This is a genomic window from Dehalogenimonas sp. W (assembly GCF_037094495.1).
Lineage (GTDB): Bacteria > Chloroflexota > Dehalococcoidia > Dehalococcoidales > Dehalococcoidaceae > Dehalogenimonas > Dehalogenimonas loeffleri.
The window spans coordinates 1,516,423-1,534,006 of sequence record NZ_CP146612.1; the positions used below are offsets into that span (position 1 = coordinate 1,516,423).

General features: G+C 54.4%; 13 protein-coding genes. 3 read left to right on the plus strand and 10 right to left on the minus strand.

Annotated features, from left to right (window positions below):
- Positions 1 to 61 precede the first annotated feature (61 nt).
- On the plus strand, positions 62 to 700 hold the full coding sequence (locus V8247_RS07880) for an MBL fold metallo-hydrolase (RefSeq protein WP_338737310.1): 639 nt from the start codon (positions 62 to 64) through the stop codon (positions 698 to 700).
- Here the strand turns inward: V8247_RS07880 and V8247_RS07885 are convergent.
- The 5 genes from V8247_RS07885 to V8247_RS07905 form a co-directional block, all read right to left on the minus strand.
- Positions 697 to 2,739 (minus strand): sodium-translocating pyrophosphatase, encoded by a 2,043-nt coding sequence (locus tag V8247_RS07885; RefSeq protein ID WP_338737311.1) that lies wholly within the window; start codon positions 2,737 to 2,739, stop codon positions 697 to 699. The two genes, V8247_RS07880 and V8247_RS07885, sit on opposite strands and share 4 nt — an antisense overlap.
- A gap of 33 nt (positions 2,740 to 2,772) precedes the next feature.
- A complete protein-coding gene (locus tag V8247_RS07890; RefSeq protein ID WP_338737312.1) occupies positions 2,773 to 3,417 on the minus strand; it encodes a haloacid dehalogenase in 645 nt (214 codons plus the stop codon).
- The gene (locus V8247_RS07895; RefSeq protein ID WP_338737313.1) at positions 3,414 to 4,277 is read right to left on the minus strand and encodes a thiamine phosphate synthase; all 864 of its coding nucleotides are present in this window, start codon (positions 4,275 to 4,277) and stop codon (positions 3,414 to 3,416) included. The genes V8247_RS07890 and V8247_RS07895 overlap by 4 nt, the downstream gene beginning before the upstream one ends.
- Before the next feature lie 115 nt (positions 4,278 to 4,392).
- A complete protein-coding gene (locus V8247_RS07900) occupies positions 4,393 to 4,749 on the minus strand; it encodes a YraN family protein (RefSeq protein ID WP_338737314.1) in 357 nt (118 codons plus the stop codon).
- Complete coding sequence (locus V8247_RS07905; protein ID WP_338737315.1) at positions 4,746 to 5,384, minus strand: ribonuclease HII; 639 nt, start codon at positions 5,382 to 5,384, stop codon at positions 4,746 to 4,748. The genes V8247_RS07900 and V8247_RS07905 overlap by 4 nt, the downstream gene beginning before the upstream one ends.
- 86 nt (positions 5,385 to 5,470) lie before the next feature.
- Between V8247_RS07905 and V8247_RS07910 the strand changes: the two genes are divergently transcribed.
- Together V8247_RS07910 and V8247_RS07915 are read left to right on the plus strand one after the other, a co-directional pair.
- Positions 5,471 to 7,105: an NAD+ synthase gene (locus V8247_RS07910; protein WP_338737316.1), complete on the plus strand. Its 1,635-nt coding sequence runs from the start codon at positions 5,471 to 5,473 to the stop codon at positions 7,103 to 7,105.
- A 1-nt stretch (position 7,106) separates the two neighbouring features.
- A complete protein-coding gene (locus V8247_RS07915; protein ID WP_338737317.1) occupies positions 7,107 to 8,132 on the plus strand; it encodes a nitrogen fixation protein NifH in 1,026 nt (341 codons plus the stop codon).
- Here V8247_RS07915 and V8247_RS07920 read toward each other — a convergent pair.
- The 5 genes from V8247_RS07920 to V8247_RS07940 all read right to left on the minus strand — a co-directional run bounded on the left by V8247_RS07920 (position 8,129) and on the right by V8247_RS07940 (position 17,540).
- On the minus strand, positions 8,129 to 9,970 hold the full coding sequence (locus tag V8247_RS07920) for a Maf family nucleotide pyrophosphatase (RefSeq protein ID WP_338737318.1): 1,842 nt from the start codon (positions 9,968 to 9,970) through the stop codon (positions 8,129 to 8,131). The genes V8247_RS07915 and V8247_RS07920 overlap by 4 nt on opposite strands.
- A gap of 56 nt (positions 9,971 to 10,026) precedes the next feature.
- Positions 10,027 to 11,838, minus strand: a complete 1,812-nt coding sequence (gene typA / locus V8247_RS07925; protein ID WP_338737319.1) for a translational GTPase TypA — start codon at positions 11,836 to 11,838, stop codon at positions 10,027 to 10,029.
- A 165-nt stretch (positions 11,839 to 12,003) separates the two neighbouring features.
- Positions 12,004 to 12,618, minus strand: coding sequence for a response regulator (locus V8247_RS07930; protein ID WP_338737320.1), 615 nt, complete (start codon positions 12,616 to 12,618; stop codon positions 12,004 to 12,006).
- Positions 12,619 to 12,622: 4 nt separating this feature from the next.
- On the minus strand, positions 12,623 to 15,046 hold the full coding sequence (locus V8247_RS07935) for a histidine kinase N-terminal 7TM domain-containing protein (protein ID WP_338737321.1): 2,424 nt from the start codon (positions 15,044 to 15,046) through the stop codon (positions 12,623 to 12,625).
- A 142-nt stretch (positions 15,047 to 15,188) separates the two neighbouring features.
- Positions 15,189 to 17,540: an endonuclease MutS2 gene (locus V8247_RS07940; protein ID WP_338737322.1), complete on the minus strand. Its 2,352-nt coding sequence runs from the start codon at positions 17,538 to 17,540 to the stop codon at positions 15,189 to 15,191.
- Positions 17,541 to 17,584: the final 44 nt, after the last annotated feature.

Sequence of the window (17,584 nt, forward strand, 5' to 3'; positions counted from 1 at the left end):
TAAAAATACTATATAGTAAATGGGGAAGCAAGACCAAAAAAGATGAGGAGTTGACGCACTGATGATTTTGGAACGTTTAACGGTCGGGGCGATTGAGGCTAATTGTTATCTGGTGGGTGATGAAACCACTAAAGAAGGGCTGGTGATTGACCCGGGCGCTGACGCGGAACTGATAATAAGCCGGATCCGGCAGCTGGGACTGAAGATAAAATATATCATCCTGACCCACGGTCATTTTGACCATACGGCAGCAACCGGCGCGGTGAAAGAAGCGACCGGGGCGGTACTGGCGGTGCATCAGGGTGACCTGGAATTGTTGAATGATGACTCGTTGCCCCGGCTGATTGGTTTTCGGGCCACGCCGGTGCCGGCACCGGAAATGATATTGCAGGGGTGGGAAGACCTTAGTATTGGAGAAATGAAATTCACCGTACTGCATGTGCCGGGTCATTCTCCGGGAGGCATTGCGCTTTACGGTCAGGATACTGTCTTTACCGGGGACGCGCTGTTTGCCGGCGGTATCGGGCGGACGGACCTGCCGGGCGGCGACTATAATACTTTAATTGACAGTCTGAATACCCGGCTACTGGCCCTTGACGATGCCATAAAAGTTTACCCCGGGCACGGCCCCGATACTACTATCGGAGACGAGCGCCGGGGTAATCCATTTTTAGTTAATCCGCCCAGGCGGGAATGCTAAAAGATACCGTTCATATTCACGATGACCGGAGCCAGCACCAAAGAGATGATGGACACCAGTTTAATCATGATGTTGAGTGACGGACCGGAGGTATCCTTCATGGGGTCGCCAACGGTATCGCCAATGACGGTTGCTTTATGGGCTTCGGAGCGTTTGCCGCCGTAAGCACCGGTTTCAACCCACTTCTTGGCATTGTCCCAGCTGCCGCCGGCGTTGGAGAAGGCCACAGCCAGAATGAAGCCGGTAACCGTAGCGCCAATCAGGAAGCCGCCCAAGGCGATCTTGCCGAATAAGAAGGCGATAACGATAGGAGCCAGAACGGTCATAACGCTGGGCAGAATCATCTGTTTGAGAGACTCTTTGGTACAGATGTCAACGCACTTGGCGTATTCCGCCTTGCCGGTACCTTCCATCAAACCGGGGATTTCCGCGAATTGGCGGCGGACCTCATTAACGATGGAGAAGCCGGTTTTACCGACCGCCTGCATGGTCATGGCGCTGAAGACCGCGGGCAGCATGCCGCCCAGGAACAGACCGACCAGCACGGCGGGGTCCAGCAGACTGATTTGAGACGGGGTGATGCCGACAGCGATGGTGTAGGACAGCAGCAGAGCCAGGGCGGTCAGCCCGGCGGAGCCGATGGCGAAACCCTTGCCGATGGCGGCGGTGGTGTTGCCCAGGGAATCCAGCGCGTCGGTGCGCTCGCGAATTTCGTGAGGCATCCCGGACATTTCCACAATGCCGCCGGCGTTGTCAGCGACCGGGCCGTAGGCATCGGTGGCATCCTGAATACCCAGGGTGGCCAGCATGCCGACGCCGGCCAGCGCTACGCCGTAGACGTCACCGAAATTGTAGGCGACGATAATGGCGATGACGATAAAGACGACCGGGGGCGCGACGCTCATCAGGCCGTTGCCAAAGCCGGCGATGATGTTGGTGGCGGCGCCGGTCTGAGAGGCCTCAGCGATTTTAAGGGTGGGTTTGTAAACGTATGAAGTGAAGTAGTTGGTGCTTTCACCGATGGCCATACCGGCAGCTAAACCGGCTACGATGGCCACAAATAAGCCGAGGTCGGCTTCCAGGAAATACACTGCGGCGAAAGAGAATATCACCGACAGAATGGCGGCGACATAGGTGCCGCGGCGCAGCGCATTTAAAAGCGCCGTCATCTGCAATTTCTCACCGACGCGGACCGAGAAGATGCCGATAATAGAAGCGACGATACCGCCGGCGGCGACCAGCATCGGCAGCCACCAGGCTGTTTGTTCATCCGGCACCAGACCGATATTCAGATGGGTGGAGAACACGGCGATAGTGCCGAGGGTCATGGTGGCGATGATAGAGTCAACATAGGATTCAAAGAGGTCGGCACCCATGCCGGCGGTGTCGCCGACGTTGTCGCCGACGAAATCGGCGATGACCGCAGCGTTGCGCGGGTCATCTTCAGGAATGCTTTTTTCCACCTTGCCGACAATGTCAGCGCCGGTGTCGGCACCCTTGGTGTAAATACCGCCGCCGACGCGGGCGAAGATGGCGACTGAAGAAGCGCCGAAGCCGTAGCCGGGGATGATGGCCAGGAAGTTGGCATCGCCATTAAAGGCGAAGTACAGGATAGACAGGCCGAGCAGGCCGATGGCGACCACACTCATACCCATGACCGAACCGGCGCGGAAAGAAACTTTCAGACCATGGTTCAGGCTGACCGCTGCGGCTGCGGCGGTGCGGGAGTTGGCGCGGATGGCGATACTCATGCCGATGTAACCTGCCAGACCGGAGCTGATGGCACCGAAAACAAAAGCCAGTGCTACTTTCCAGCCGAGGTCAGGGACGACAATCAGTACCAGGGTGACTATCGCGACGAAGATTGCGAGTATCCTATACTCGCGTCCAAGGAAGGCCAGGGCTCCCTCTTTGATGGCAGCGGCGATTTCCCGGACTTTAGCGTTACCTTCATCCTGGCTAAGTACGAACTTGGCCAGGAATCCGGCGAGCACCAGTCCCAGGACCGCACTGCCGAGGGCTAGAATAATTGGGTCCACTAGTTCAGATTCCTCCTTTTATTATTTTGCTCTCTATTTAAGCCTATCGTTAAGCGCACCCAGTTGACCTTCCAGGCGCTTCTGCTGGAGTGACAGAGTCAGGTCGCTGCGGGTTTTTTCCAGAATACCCCGCGCCACATCGGTACTGCGGCGCAGGTTACCGGTAATGGCATCGGGAAAATCCATGGTGACCAGTATCTCATAAATTGAGTCCATGATGCCAAGCAGTTCTTCCGACCGCGACATATCGCCCTGGCGCAGGCCGTCAAGGATATAGCGGCGTAATTCACCGACGACCTCGGACATGCCGTTCAGGTAGGCGGCGGAATCAACACTGAGGTCTTCCGGAGCCGGAATCGGTTGTCCGTTGATGACGGCCAGAGTGATGCGGCCTTCGGCGTATTCCTTCTGGGCATCACGGAAAAAGCTGATGTTGGATAATTCGTCACAGGCTTTGATGCTGGCCGCCGCTTCCTGGAGCAGACCGTCTGCCTTGTTCAGCGCCTCTTCGGCTTCGGTCAGTTGCTGGCGGTGTATGGCGCGGATGGACAGCGAACAAAACCTGATGGCTTCCCGGGACAGGGGCAGGGATTTCTCTCTGGCGGCATCTTTTTCTGAAAAGGCAATGCGGATGCCGGCGGCAATCCGGTCCAATCTTTCGGCAAAATCCTGCGTCATACCGCTGCGGTCTCCTGTGGGGTAATGACCGGAATGCCGACCCGGCCGGCGAGAGTGTTTTTTAAGGCTGCCGGGCAGACCAGATAATCAGCCCCGCTGTCGGCTGCTTTGACCGCCTCGTCAGTATCCCGGGCTGCAAAACCGATGAGCTGGTCAACCGCCAGTAGTTTTCTTATCACCCCGGGCGGTAACGAACCGCCGTTAATGGCAACGCCGTCGGCGTTAACGGCGACGGCGATGTCTGCATATTCTCCAATAATAAAGAGACCTTTATCAGGTGTTTGCGAGCCCGACAGGTTCAAAGCCTGCCGCCACAACTCGCCGCGGCCGGCCCCGCTCTCATTGAGCTGAACCGTGGTTGCCGGTTCAGCCAGAGCTTCGGCAGCGGCAGCGATGTTACCGGTGATCAGGTAATGTTCCCCCAGCCGCTTAAGTCGGTGGCGGCGGCCGACGGCTCCGGTGAGTTCTTTCTCCAGGTCATATACCCGGTAACGGATTGATTCAAATAACGCACCGCTGAGGCGGGAATCCGGCAGGCGTGCCAGTTCTTCCAGGACCCGCAGTGACTGTTCCACCCGCCGGGCATTGGCGGTTACGGTATCAGCCAGACCTGTTGATGGGATTTTAGCTGCTTCTGGATTTCGGCCGACGTCGCCGGAGCTGTCACGGGCCGAAGTTAATTCAGCACTGGTGAAGGGGATGCCGGCCAGCAGGCGATTGCGCAGGCTTTTTAATTCGGCAGATACGGGCAGTGAATCAAGACAAAAACGTGCCACGTCCTCAAGAACGCGCAAGCCCTCGGCAGCGCGGTCAAGGTTGGCATCAACGGCCCGTAGCGTTTGACTGTGGAAATAAGTCAAGTCACATCCGATTGGACATTCATTCAATATATTTAAGCGCCTGATTGTAGCATAAGGGCTGGAGCAAGGCAAAGCTGATGGGCTGCCGGTAACACAGGGCGACCCGGCCTGTAAATTATTCCAGACTTACGGCGTAAGGTATATGTTCCAGCTGGTGGGTATTACCGGTGAACTGGATGCCGATGAAATCAATGCGCCAGTCCCCGTCAATCTTATTTTCAGCCAGGTAGCTCTGTGCGGCGCTGATCAGTTTCCGTTGTTTGTGCCGGGTGACGGATTCCGCCGGGGTGCCGAAGGCGTCAGTGGATTTGGCGCGGACTTCTACGAACACAATTTCTCGGCCTTTCCGGGCGATCAGGTCCAACTCGGCATTTTTGGAACGCCAGTTGGCGGCCAGAATTCGGTAGCCGTTCTTTTCCAGATATTTGCGGGCGATGGCTTCGCCGTTTTGCCCGGTGCTGATCCGGCTCATAAAAGGCTCCGGAAGTGTTGAACCGGAGCGAAGGAACGGCGGTGAATCGGGCATGGTCCATGGTGATTCAAGCAGGCCAGGTGTTCCGCGGTGCCGTATCCTTTGTGCCGGCTCAGGTGATAAAGGGGATAGCGGTCATCCAGCGCGGTCATCAGCCGGTCACGGGTGACTTTGGCGATGATAGAAGCGCAGGCGATGGATATGCAGACGGCATCGCCGTCCACGATGCCTTTTTGGGGCAGGCGGATGTCCGGCAGGGTCAGGTAGTCAATCAACAAACCGTCTGCTCCGGGCTGGAGTTCCGAAAGCGCCAGTTTCATCGCCAGTTTGGTGGCGGCAACGACGCCGTGGGCGTCGATATGCTGGTGCGAGACGACGCCGATACCAAAGGCAAGCGATTCCGTAGTGATCAAGTCATAAAGTTCTTCCCGGGTTTTGGCTGACAACAGTTTGCTGTCTTTGACGACCTTAAGCCAGCCTTTGCGCCGCCGCCGTCCCAAAATAACGGCCCCGGCCACCACCGGTCCGGCCAGGGCCCCCCGGCCGGCTTCATCCACACCGGCGACCAGGGTAAGGCCCTGTTCAAAAAAAGCCGATTCTTCCCGGAAATGCGGTATTACATGAGAGACAGCCATCAGTCGGCTATTATAGCATCTAAATAACGGGACGGCTTTACAGGGCACTTGACAATGAACCGGCAGCCTCATACGATAGCGAGACGATGAAAAAATTACGGCTGGCGCAGGCGCAGATAAATACCACGGTGGGTGATTTTTCCGGGAATGTCCGGCTGATCAGCGAATACCTGATAAAGGCACGGGATGCCGGTGCCGACCTGGTGGTTTTTCCCGAAATGACGGTTTGCGGTTATCCGCCCGAAGACCTGCTGCTCAAACCGGGCTTTATTGCAGCGAACGGAAAAGCCATGAGCGAGGTGGCGGCGGTGGTGCAGGGGATTACGGCGGTGGTGGGATTTGTGGATTGCCGGCCGGAAGGGCTATTCAACGCTGCGGCGGTGATTCAGGACGGGCAAATAACTGGTATCTACCATAAGATACATCTGCCGAATTACGGTGTTTTTGATGAACAGCGTTATTTTCAACCGGGGCAGGCCTGTCCGGTATTCACCATTAGAGGAGTCAAAGTTGGCCTGAACGTGTGTGAAGATATCTGGCGGGACAACGGGCCGACCGCCGGGCAGGCCGCAGCCGGCGCCGAATTAATCTTGAATATCAGTGCTTCACCATATCACCACGGGAAATATCTGGTTAGGGAACAGATGCTCAAGAGCCGGGCGCTGGATCACGGAGTCAGCGTGGCTTTCTGCAATCTGGTGGGCGGACAGGACGAACTGGTGTTTGACGGCGCCAGTCTGGTGGTTGACCGCCAGGGAACGGTGATTGCCAGAGCCGGTCAATTCAATGAAGAACTGCTGATAACCGACCTGAGTGTTGGCGGGATAGACACTGACAAATCCGGTCTGCGCCGGATGGCTGGACTACTGGAGCCGGACGCCGAGGTCTATCAGGCGCTGGTGACGGGAACCCGGGACTATATCACCAAAAACGGCTTCCAGCATGTGATTATCGGCCTGTCCGGCGGGTTGGATTCATCTCTGGTGGCGGCAGTGGCGGTTGATGCGGTCGGCGCGGAACACGTTAACGGTCTGATAATGCCGTCCCGTTTTTCCTCTCCGGTTAGTGCCGAGTACGCCGGGCAATTGGCGGCTAATCTGGGTATCAAGGTGTTTTCCATTCCTATTGAAGAGGTGTATAGCGCCTATCTGGATAATCTGGCTGGAGTTTTTACCGGGCTGAACGCTGACGTGACTGAAGAAAATATTCAGGCCCGCATCCGCGGCAATCTGCTGATGGCGTTATCCAACAAGTTCGGCTGGCTGGTGTTAAATACCGGCAACAAGAGCGAGGTAGCTACCGGTTACACCACACTTTACGGCGATATGGCCGGGGGTTTTGCGGTAATCAAGGATGTACCCAAGACGCTGGCCTATGAACTGTGCAAACATCGCAACCGGCAAGCCGGGCGTGACTTGATACCTCAAGCCATAATTAACCGGGCACCTTCGGCGGAACTGCGACCGGAACAAAAAGACTCCGACAGTCTGCCGCCTTATGATGTGCTTGACCCGATACTGTCGGCCTATGTGGAAGAAGACCGGAGCGTGCCGGAAATCATTGCGCAGGGATATGACGCGGCAACGGTGCGCCGGATAGCCCGGCTGGTGGACTCCAGTGAATACAAAAGGCGTCAGTCACCGCCGGGCGTGAAGATTACGCCCAAGGCTTTCGGGAGAGACCGCCGATTGCCGATCACCAATAAATTCCGGGGGGCTTAAAATGTCCGGCTGGCAGGACATGGTGAAAGGGAATCCGGTTGACTGGTTGCTTGAGCCGGATATCCAAAATCCTGCGGTGCGTTATCTGGCATTACGGGACTTGCAGGATTCACCGGCTGACTCTCCAGAATTTATTCAAGCTAAAGCAGATGCCTTTTCAACAGGTTCCGTGGCCACTATTCTTAGCCGGATGCGGCCGGAAGGTTTTTGGGTTAAGCCCGGAGGCGGGTATGGGCCGAAATTCACCGGTTCAGTGTGGTCGCTGGTGACACTGGCTCAAATGGGCGCCGACATATCACACCCGGGAGTACGGCTGGCGGCTGAGTATATGTTAGGGCATACCATCGCGCCTGCCGGCTGGTTCAGCTACAACGGCACCAATCCCGGTTTACTACATTGCCATGCCGGGTACCTGGCAGCGGCGATGCTTGATCTTGGCATGACAGGTGATCCGAAAGTGATGAACGCCGTTGAGTGGCAGGCAAGGTTGATCACCGGTGAAGATATTGCTGAGGTTGGCGACGAATCTCCCATCAGGTATTATCGCTACACCCCGGGTCCGGGTTTCGTCTGCAGCGCAAATACCGGAATGCCCTGTGCCTGGGGGGTGGTAAAAGCGATGGGGGCTTTGAGCAGGGTAAACTGCCTCCAGCGCAGTCGGACGATTCACGAAGCAATTGAAACAGGGCGGCAATTCCTTTTTGGAACCAATCTGAAAATTTGTGATTTTCCGACCCGTGATAAATCCAAAGACTATCGTGCCTGGTTCAAATTGGGGTTTCCCATGCTATATTCGTCAGACATATTGGAGGTTCTGGAAGTATTGACTCGCCTCGGAGATGGGGCGGATTCACGGTTACAAGCGATTTGGCAACTGGTTTTGGACAAACAAGATGCTGAAGGCCGATGGCTGATGGAATCGGCCCATGACGGTAAGAAGTGGGTTACAATTGAGGAAAAAGGTCAGCCGGGCAAATGGGTGACGTTGCGCGCTTTGCGTGCGCTAAAAGCGGCCTTTCCCTCTTAAGTGTTATGCCATTTGGCACAGTCACGGCACCCGGCCTCCGGGCGCCAATTGGATGAGACATTCGGGTGAACGCTTAGTTTAAGCAGCATGTCCATCATCAGGCAGACCGGCAGGCCGACGACGTTGTGATAGCAGCCCTTGATGCAGGCAACCGGATTAAATTCCTTATCCTGGATACCGTAAGCCCCGGCTTTATCCAGCGGGCTGCCGGAATTGACATAAATATCAATTTCAGCATCAGTATAATGCCGCATGGTAACCTGACTGGTTTTAATGTCAGCCAGGGTCTCACCAGTGGCAGCATCAGTGACGGCAACTGCGGTGACAACCCGGTGGGTTTTGCCGCGAAGCGCCTTCAATATTTCGGCGGCTTGCTCCGGCGAGTCGGGTTTTCCCATCATTTCACCGTCAAGAACGACGATGGTATCTGCGGCGATGACCGTGCCATGCTCAGTTCGGCCGGCCACCGCCGATGCCTTGGAGCGGGCGTGAGCCAGCGCCTGTTCTGCCGGTGTTAAACCGGCGGCAGGTGTTTCAGTTACCGATGAGGCGGACGTGGCAAACTTTAAGCCCAAAGCAGTCAGTATTTCAGCACGACGGGGTGAGGCGGAGGCCAGTATCAGGTTCTGGCGTTGAGTAAAAGCCTCTTCTTTAGACTGATTATGTTTTAAGGTTGCCACCGTTTCAACATGGAAAGTCTGCGGGAAGAGATCAACCGGGGTGATGTCTTCAAGGTCATAAGGCCCATGGGTCAGCGTCACCAGGTCCCGGGCCAGCGCTTCGGGATTGCAGGAAACATAGACCAATCTCTTTGAGGGATAAAAGTTCAGCGTCTTCAAGGCACCGGGATGGCAGCCGTTGCGGGACGGGTCAACGATGACGGCATCGGCCAGCCGCCCCAGGTGAGGCAGGACTGATTCCGTTCGGGCTTCCAGCAGTTCCACATTGTTGAATTCGCGAATGTTAGCCCGGGCATCTTTGACGGCGGCACCGGATTCTTCAATGGCGATCGCTTTTTTAACATAGGGTGCCAGCAGCACGGCGAAAGTTCCCACTCCGGCGTAGGCATCAACGACTGTCTCCTCGCCGGTGAGCTGTAATCGGTCCCGGATAATTTCCGCCAGTTTTTCGGCCTGAGCGATATTAACCTGAAAAAATGCCGGTGACGAAACCCGAAAACGCCGGCCGGCCATAATCTCGTGGTAATACGTTTGCCCGGTAATGACCGTGACCTCAGGGTTTTTTAATTTCGGCTGGATCAAGTACTCGTCGGTGTTGACACCGTAACGAATGGAAAACTGGGACGTTTCGCCACAACGGCCGGCCAGCGCCGCCATCAGGGAGTTAATGCCTTCGGTCATAATGAGACACTGGTCAACCGGCGCAAACCGGCGGGTGACCCGGTTGATAAAACCGAACCGGTTCAGACGGCGGCGTACTGTAAAACGGGCGTGATTGCGGTAACCGAATTCCTCCGGCGCCGGCACCACGGCATTGATGGGGAAATCAATGCCTTGCCCGGCCAGGGCATTTTGGACCAACTCCTGTTTAAGTACGAGTTGGTGGGGGTATTCAATATGCTGCCACTGGCAACCGGAGCAATCACCGAAATAGGGGCAGGGAGGTTCCCGGCGATGCGGTGACGGAGTGACCACTTTCTCAAGCATGCCTTCAAGTTGAGTTTCGGAATCGCGCAGAATGCGCACCTGGACCGTTTCGCCGGCGATACCGCCGAAAGTGTTGACCGGCAGACCTTCCGGTGACTGACCCAGTGCGCCGCCGCATTCCCCGATACCGGTCAGGACAATGGTTACAAGTTCAGAATCGGGATTATTCATGTTTAAATCCTCGTTTGAGCGGCGGTGACGGGCTAATCAGCTGAAAATACAGGCGGTTATTTTTCAGATCTTTTCCGGTCATGAGCTGACAGGAGCTTTTTTCTCAATCTGAGATTTTTCGGTGTAACTTCAACCAGTTCATCATCTTCAACAAAGTCCAGTGATTCTTCCAGAGAAAGTTTAATCGGCGGCGTCAGTCTAACGGAGATATCACTGGTGGATGACCGGATATTGGTCATCTTTTTTTCCTTGCAGACATTGACGGCTAGGTCAGAGCCACGGGCATGCAGACCGACAATCATCCCTTCATACACTTCCGTCATGGGATCAATGAAGGTCAAGCCGCGCTCCTGGGCATTGTTCAGGCCGTAGGTGACGGCGGTGCCGCTCTGGGAGGCGACCAGCACACCGCTGCGGGAGGACCCGACTTCACCCTGCCACGGTTCATAATGTAAAAACAGCGTATTCATCACGCCGCGGCCGCGGGTAGCGGTCAGAAAACTGCTGCGGAAGCCAATCAGGCCGCGGGTGGGAATATGATATTCCAGCCGGACATTGCCGTTGCCGTCATGATGCAGGTTGGTCATCCGGCCTTTGCGTTTGGCCAGCATTTCCGTCAGTTCACCGATACATTCCTCGGCGGTATCAATGGTCAGGGCCTCCATGGGTTCCATGACCTGACCGTCAACAGTTCGGGTGATGGCTTCCGGTTTGGAAAGCTCTACCTCGTAACCTTCCCGGCGGAGGGTTTCCACGAGCACGGAAAGATGAAGCTCGCCCCGGCCGGAAACGAGGAAGACATCCGGTGAGTCGGTATCTTCCACCCGCAGACTGATGTTGGTTTCCAGTTCCCGGTACAGGCGGGCTCGTATCTGGCGGGAGGTGCAGTATTTGCCCTCACGGCCGGCAAGGGGGGATGTGTTGACGCCGAAGGTCATTTTAACCGTCGGTTCTCCGATAGTGATACCGGGCAGCGCTTCCGGACGCTCCGGGCTGGCGATGGTTTCGCCGATGTTAACGGCATCAAGGCCGGTTACGGCGATGATATCGCCGGCATCGGCCCGGTCAACTTCCTGTCGGGCCAGACCGAGATGGGTAAATACTTCGTTTATCTGATAGCGTTTATTTTCGCCGGTGCTGTTAATGACTACTACGGAATCCCTGGGGGAAACCGCACCGCGGCGGATACGGCCGATGGCTATCCGGCCTTTGTGACTGGAATAATCCAGATTTGAGACCAGCATCTGCAGCGGGCCATCCTCAATTTCCGGCGGCGGTATTTCCCGCAGGATACATTCAAAGAGGGGCACCAGATCGGTGCCGGCCGTGTCAGGGTCGCTCACCGCGAAACCGTCCCGGGAACTGGAGTAGATGACCGGGTAATCCAGCTGAAAGTCGTCGGTGGCCAGTTCCAGAAAGAGATCCTGGGTCATGGATAAAACTTCTTTTATGCGGCGGGTCGGGCGATCCATTTTGGTGACCACGACGATCGGCTTAAGCTTTTTCTCCAAGGCCTGTTGGAGGACAAAACGGGTTTGGGGCATCGGTCCGTCGGTTGAATCAACCAGCAGCAGGCAGCCTTCCGCCATATTCAGCACCCGTTCCACTTCACCGGAAAAATCGGCATGGCCGGGGGTGTCAATAATATTTATTTTATGGTCACGGTACAAGACGGCGGTGTTCTTGGCCAGAATAGTGATGCCTTTTTCACGCTCCAGGGCGTTGCGGTCCATGATAAGTTCACCGACTTCCTGATTTTCCCGAAAAACGTGGGATTGCTTCAGCATCACGTCCACCAGGCTGGTCTTGCCATGGTCAACATGGGCGATAATGGCGATATTACGAATGTCTTCACGGTATTTGGGCACAAAAGTCTCCTTCAAACGGCGTGGTTAAATAATTCGGAAAAACAAAAACGACGCCTTAATCAAGCGTCTAAATTCGGAAGCGGCGCCGACGGGGTCGGGTGAATAAATATGAATTTAAAACCATTTAGGATTATATTGTAGCTTTATTACCGGCATGATGACAAGTCAGTCCTTGTAAACCTGGTCATAGTACTCCGGGTAAAGCTCTTTGGTGCATTTGGGGCAGATGGAATGGGTGAAATCAGCCCCGGTGTGCAGGGCGACATAATGTTCAACCGATTGCCAGTAGCCTTTATCATCACGGATTTGTTTGCAGTTGGCGCAGATGGGGATAAGGCCTTTGAGTTCTTTGATGTTATCCAGCGCTTCCTGGAGCTTGCGGGTGAGTTCCCGGCGTTCAGCTTCCATACCGGCTTTATACAGGGCTATTTCTACGGCGGCGCGGAGATCATTTTCGTTAAACGGTTTGGTCAGATAACCCAGCGGCTCAGCCTTTTTGGCCTGTTGCAGGGTAGCGGCATCAGCATAGGCTGTCAGATACACCACCGGAATGGTAAACCGGTTTTTCAGCTCAATAGCCGTGGCGATGCCGGAGTGCGGGCCTTTCAAGACAATGTCCATAAGAGCCAGGACAGGCTGGTGTTCCTCAGCCAGCGCCAGCGCGTCATCGCCATTGGCGGCCGGACCTATCACCTCATAACCCATGTCTTCCAGACTCATCTGGATGTCCTGGGCGGTGATGCCTTCATCCTCAACTACCAATATCTTAGCTTTAGCCATTGATTTAACCTTTCTGGAAAACAATTCTGAAGGTGGTACCGCCGGAGCGCTCCAGGTCAAAAACACCGCCTAATTGATGGCGGGCCAGGGCATTGACCAATCTCATGCCCAGCGAGCGATTATTCAGCGGGTCAAAACCTTCCGGAAGTCCGATGCCGTTGTCTTTGACGATCAGGACATATTTACCATTATCGTTAAGGGGTTGTAAAGAAATCCGAATGGTGCCGTGCTTGCCCTCGGGGAAAGCATATTTTATGGCATTAGTTACCAGTTCGTTGATGATCAGGCCCAGCGGGATGGCGGTATCAAGGTCAAATGACACTCCGGCGACATCAATGTCAGCGTGGATTACACCGGGTTCGGGAGCATAGGCGTGCAGCAAATTTGTAATCAGATCATTGACGTAATCCCGGATATCAATACTGGCGATATCGGCGGATTCGTATAGCTTGTTATAAACCAGCGACATACTCTTGATGCGTTCCTGGCTTTCCTTGAGCATTGCTTTAGTAGGTTCATCGGCGACGTACTGGCTCTGCATTTTAAGCAGGCTGGACACCACCTGCATATTATTTTTAACCCTGTGATGGATCTCTTTCAGCAGCAGTTCTTTTTCGGCCAGAGCGGCTTTAATGCGAGCCTGGGACTTTTTAACCTCAGTGATGTTCCGGGCAATGGTGGAGTATCCGGTAACGTGACCGTCGGTGTCTTTGATAGGGGATATAATCACCGCCACGTCAATAAGTGCGCCGTCCTTCCGTTGACGTGTGGTTTCCCAATTGACGGCGGTCCCGGATTTAAAAATCTCCTGGAGTATTTCCGGGACTTCATTGTCAATGCCGGCGGGGATGAGCGGGGAATTGGACTGACCGATCATTTCGGCCGCAGTGTAGCCAAAAATCTTTTCGGCTGCTTTGTTCCAACTGGTGATTATCCCGTTGGTGTCACGCCCGATGAGGGCTTCAGCGGAAAACTCAACGATGGAAGCCAATTGCGATGTGGTCTCCCAAATTCGGTTTCGTTCGGTAATATCGGTGAATATGGTAGCGAAACCTTTTTCTCCCCAGGGTGCGATTGAGATATCAAATTGGCGCCCCAGCGGTTTGAAATAGACCTGAATATGGCTCGGTTGACCGGAATAGGCCACTCCGGCATATTCTTCAAGGTACGGGGCTTGCGGGATGCCGTAGGCCTCTGTGGCAAGTTTGCCGATGACATCTTTCTTCTTAATGCCGATCAGCTTTTCAAATTCAGGGTTAACGTCAATAATGCGGTAATTTACGGCCTGACCGTGTTCATCTTCAACCAGCCGATGCAAGGCCACGCCCTCGGACATATTGGAGAACAGGGAAAGATAAAGCTCCTGGCTTTTACGGACCGCTTGTTCAGACAGATGGCGCTCAGTGATGTCCCTTAAAAGGATAATACGCCCGGTGGTCCGCCCGCGATTATCCCGCAAGATGCTGATGCTGGCCTCCAGGTGATGGTTTGTCCCGGTAATCAGACACAAGCTTGAAGACTCTTCACTTAATGAACTTAAAGAACTCAGCCACGGTGTGACGGAAATCAGGCTTAGCAGAGGCCGGCCGATGGGTGAATGGTCTGTTATGCCTATCATTTCCCTTGCAGAGCGGTTGATGTCAATTATTCGGTCGGCGCGATCCAGTACCAGCATGCCGTCAGGTATGGTATCAATGATGATGTTGCGGGCGACCGGGGCGATAGCCAGCAGATGTCTGCCGAAGATAGCCAGTAAAAACATTAACCCGGAAAAGGCAAATGCCACTCGGGTCAGGTCATAGCCGGGGAAGGGATTGAATCCGGAAACATAAAGAAGGCCGGCAATCCAGGGAATGGAGACGCCCGATAACAACAAAAAGGCGATCGGCCGGTATTCAGCGTGGGATTGTAAAGCCGCCCGGATAATCAGCAGTCCACCGCCCAGCAGGCAGAGGGTTGAATAGCCGATATTGGCGATCCAGAACCAAATCCCATGCCCGTAAATCATCAGATTGGTGTCTGGATTGACTGCGGAAAATGAATCCCAAATCAAATGGTGGTGTTCGTTAGTGAAGGCTAAGAGTAAAGTCACCGCAGGGATTAAAAAAAGCAGCACCAAATTGCGCTGCGACAGCCAGCGGCTGAATCCGCCATATGCCGCCGCGAATACAAAAAACAGAACCGGCGTATTCACCCCTCCGATGTATTCCAACTTGGATAACAGTATTTTGGTACTCTGAGCGGTGGCGGAGACTTCCAGTAAACCGAAAAAGATCCAGATTGAAGCGGCGGTCATCAGCAAAAAAAGCGCAACCCCACCGAAGGACTGACGGCGTTGCCAAGATACTGCGGCGGCGATCAGAGTAATGGTCAGAGAGAACAGGTACCCGGCGGTATAGGGCGTGATAATGAAGGCTGGTGCTTCCATGGCGTGTTAACGAACCCCCGTTATTGATGCGGTATTGAATTGGTGCCGGGTAAGTAACGATTTACGACAGTGATCGGTTGAACGTTGGTTCATTGTTTTTCAATGGTAACATACCGTCCGGGATTGTCAAGAGTCGGTTGTATTATTTCAACCGAATCACAGTTGCACCGTCACCGCCCTGGTCACGCGGCGCGCTGAAAAAATTACCTACCAGCGGATGACGGGCCGCTTGCTGTCGTACGATATCACGCAGCACTCCGGTACCGTAGCCGTGGATGACTCGGACTTCCGGCAGGTTGGCTGTTGCGGCATTATTCAGATATTCATCCAGCAGCGTTTCAATGTCATCGGCGCGTTTGCCCCGGAGGTCAAGTTCAATTCCAATCTGTTTGCCTGCGGACAATATCCTGACTTTGGTATCAGGCCGTTTGCCGGAAATGCCATTAGTTTTGACCACGCCCTGACGCTCCAATTTGAAGCGCAAAGACCCGGCAGATACTTCAATCTGACCGGTTTTGTCGTTAACGGATACGACATCAGCTTCTATTTCAGCCTCCTTGAGCCATACCCGGTCGCCTGTTTTAAGCAACTCGTTATCCGGCGCAACCTCGTTGGATATTTCAGAGAAAATACCCTGTTTCAGGCGGGTGCGGACATTTTCTGATATCGTTTTAGCCTGGTTTAAGGCGGCAGTGGAACGCTCTTTTTCCAGCGTATTTCTGGCCAGGCGCAACTCTTTCTGGAGTTGGGAGATTTCTTCCACGATGGTGTCTCGCGCGGTCTGAATGATTCCGGTTTTTTCATCGTGAAGCCGAGATAATTCGGTTTGGAGGATTTGCTGTCGGTTGTGCAGTGATATACGCTCCCGGCTAATTAATTTTTGCTGATCCTCCAGGCGCTGTTTCTCCTCCTGCAGGACATTAAGCAATTCTTCCAGTCGGCGACCGCCGCCGGATAACAGGCCACGAGCGGTTTCAATAATTGTTGGAGGTATCCCATAACGGGCGGCGGTGGCAATGGCATTTGAGCCGCCCGGCGAACCCAGAGTGAGCCGGTAGGTCGGTTTCAAGGTATCCGGGTCAAACTCAAACGAGGCGTTTTGTAAGCCCTGGGTTACATGGGCAAAAACCTTAAGGTCGGTGAAGTGAGAGGTAACCGCTCCCAGGGCGCCCAGAACCTGTAAGTGGAGCAGTATCGCCCTGGCCAAAGCGGAGCCTTCCTGAGGATCGGTACTGGCCCCCAGTTCATCCAGCAAAATCAGACTGCCGTCCTTAGCCAGGTTGATAATCCGGGCGATATTGTTCATATGGCCGCTGAAGGTTGAAAGAGCTTCCTGAACGCTCTGTTCATCGCCGATATCAGCAAATATACCGGAAAATACGGGCAATCGGGAGCCGCTTTCGGCTGGGATCGGCAAACCAGCCTGAGTCATGGCACTTAAAAGCCCCAGCGTCTTAAGGGCAACGGTTTTGCCGCCGGTGTTGGGGCCGGTGATAACGATAATACTGAAGTCCTTACCTATTTCAATAGATAGCGGGATAGCAGAATCACCAATCAAGGGGTGGCGGGCGTTATTGAGGTGGATGATGCCTTTTTCGGACGACGAGTTGCTATATACCGCGGCTTCCAGTGCTTTGACCTGATGCGCGTAGCGGGCTTTAGCCAGGGCATAATCAATTTCGGCGGCAGCCCGGAGGCCAGATATGATAGCGGCGGCGTGATTGCCGACCGCGGCTGAAAGCTCTCTCAGAATCCGTTCAATTTCCCGGGCTTCCATGATTTCCAGTTCCTTGAATTCATTGCCGGTTTCCAGGGCGGTAAAAGGTTCCAGAAACACCGTGGCGCCGGAGTTGGAAATATCATGGACGATGCCCTTGATTTCACCTTTGTATTCGGCTTTTACAGCGAGTGAGAAACGGCCCTCACGCTCGGTAATGATCGGCTCCTGAATATAATGCCGGGTAGCTTCAGACTGGATAAGGTTTTGTAATTTAGCCGTCATTTCGTCACGCTTGGCCCGTAAGCGGTTCCGGATGTTGAGCAGTTCCGGTGAAGCGCCGGGTTGGAGCTCCCCGTCTGCGGTGATTATGCGGTCCATGGTTTTCTCCAGCGTTGAAAAGCCGGCGATGTTTTCGGCAATAGCGGCCAGACGAGGTGTGTCGGCGGAGGTGTCTCCGATACCGCTTTTTAACTGGCGCAGAACGCCGATATTTCGCCGAATTTCGGCTAATACCTTACCCTCCAAGCCACGTCCCAGGTGGGCGAAACGCAATGGTTCGGTCACATCTGAAAGACCGTACGCCGACAGCCCCGGTTCATGCTGTAAAATCCGGCGGGCTTCGGCGGATTCGGCTAAACGGGCTTCAATCCAATCAACATCAGTTGAGGGTAAAAGCTTCAGCACCAGGGCTCGGCTGAGTTCAAAATGACAGAATTCAGCGATTATCTCCCGGATGCGGGGGAATTCTAGAAGGGAAAGATCTTTGTCCTGCATATGATTAAGGTTGTTGAATTAAACCTATTTTATCCGACATGAAA

What these genes read in the sequence shown, in the direction of transcription:
- V8247_RS07880 (WP_338737310.1), top strand. Translation starts at nt 62, where the DNA reads ATGATTTTGGAACGTTTAACGGTCGGGGCGATTGAGGCTAATTGTTAT.
- V8247_RS07890 (WP_338737312.1), bottom strand. Translation starts at nt 3,417, where the DNA reads ATGACGCAGGATTTTGCCGAAAGATTGGACCGGATTGCCGCCGGCATC.
- V8247_RS07900 (WP_338737314.1), bottom strand. Translation starts at nt 4,749, where the DNA reads ATGAGCCGGATCAGCACCGGGCAAAACGGCGAAGCCATCGCCCGCAAA.
- V8247_RS07905 (WP_338737315.1), bottom strand. Translation starts at nt 5,384, where the DNA reads ATGGCTGTCTCTCATGTAATACCGCATTTCCGGGAAGAATCGGCTTTT.
- V8247_RS07910 (WP_338737316.1), top strand. Translation starts at nt 5,471, where the DNA reads ATGAAAAAATTACGGCTGGCGCAGGCGCAGATAAATACCACGGTGGGT.
- V8247_RS07915 (WP_338737317.1), top strand. Translation starts at nt 7,107, where the DNA reads ATGTCCGGCTGGCAGGACATGGTGAAAGGGAATCCGGTTGACTGGTTG.
- V8247_RS07920 (WP_338737318.1), bottom strand. Translation starts at nt 9,970, where the DNA reads ATGAATAATCCCGATTCTGAACTTGTAACCATTGTCCTGACCGGTATC.
- V8247_RS07930 (WP_338737320.1), bottom strand. Translation starts at nt 12,618, where the DNA reads ATGGCTAAAGCTAAGATATTGGTAGTTGAGGATGAAGGCATCACCGCC.
- V8247_RS07935 (WP_338737321.1), bottom strand. Translation starts at nt 15,046, where the DNA reads ATGGAAGCACCAGCCTTCATTATCACGCCCTATACCGCCGGGTACCTG.
- V8247_RS07940 (WP_338737322.1), bottom strand. Translation starts at nt 17,540, where the DNA reads ATGCAGGACAAAGATCTTTCCCTTCTAGAATTCCCCCGCATCCGGGAG.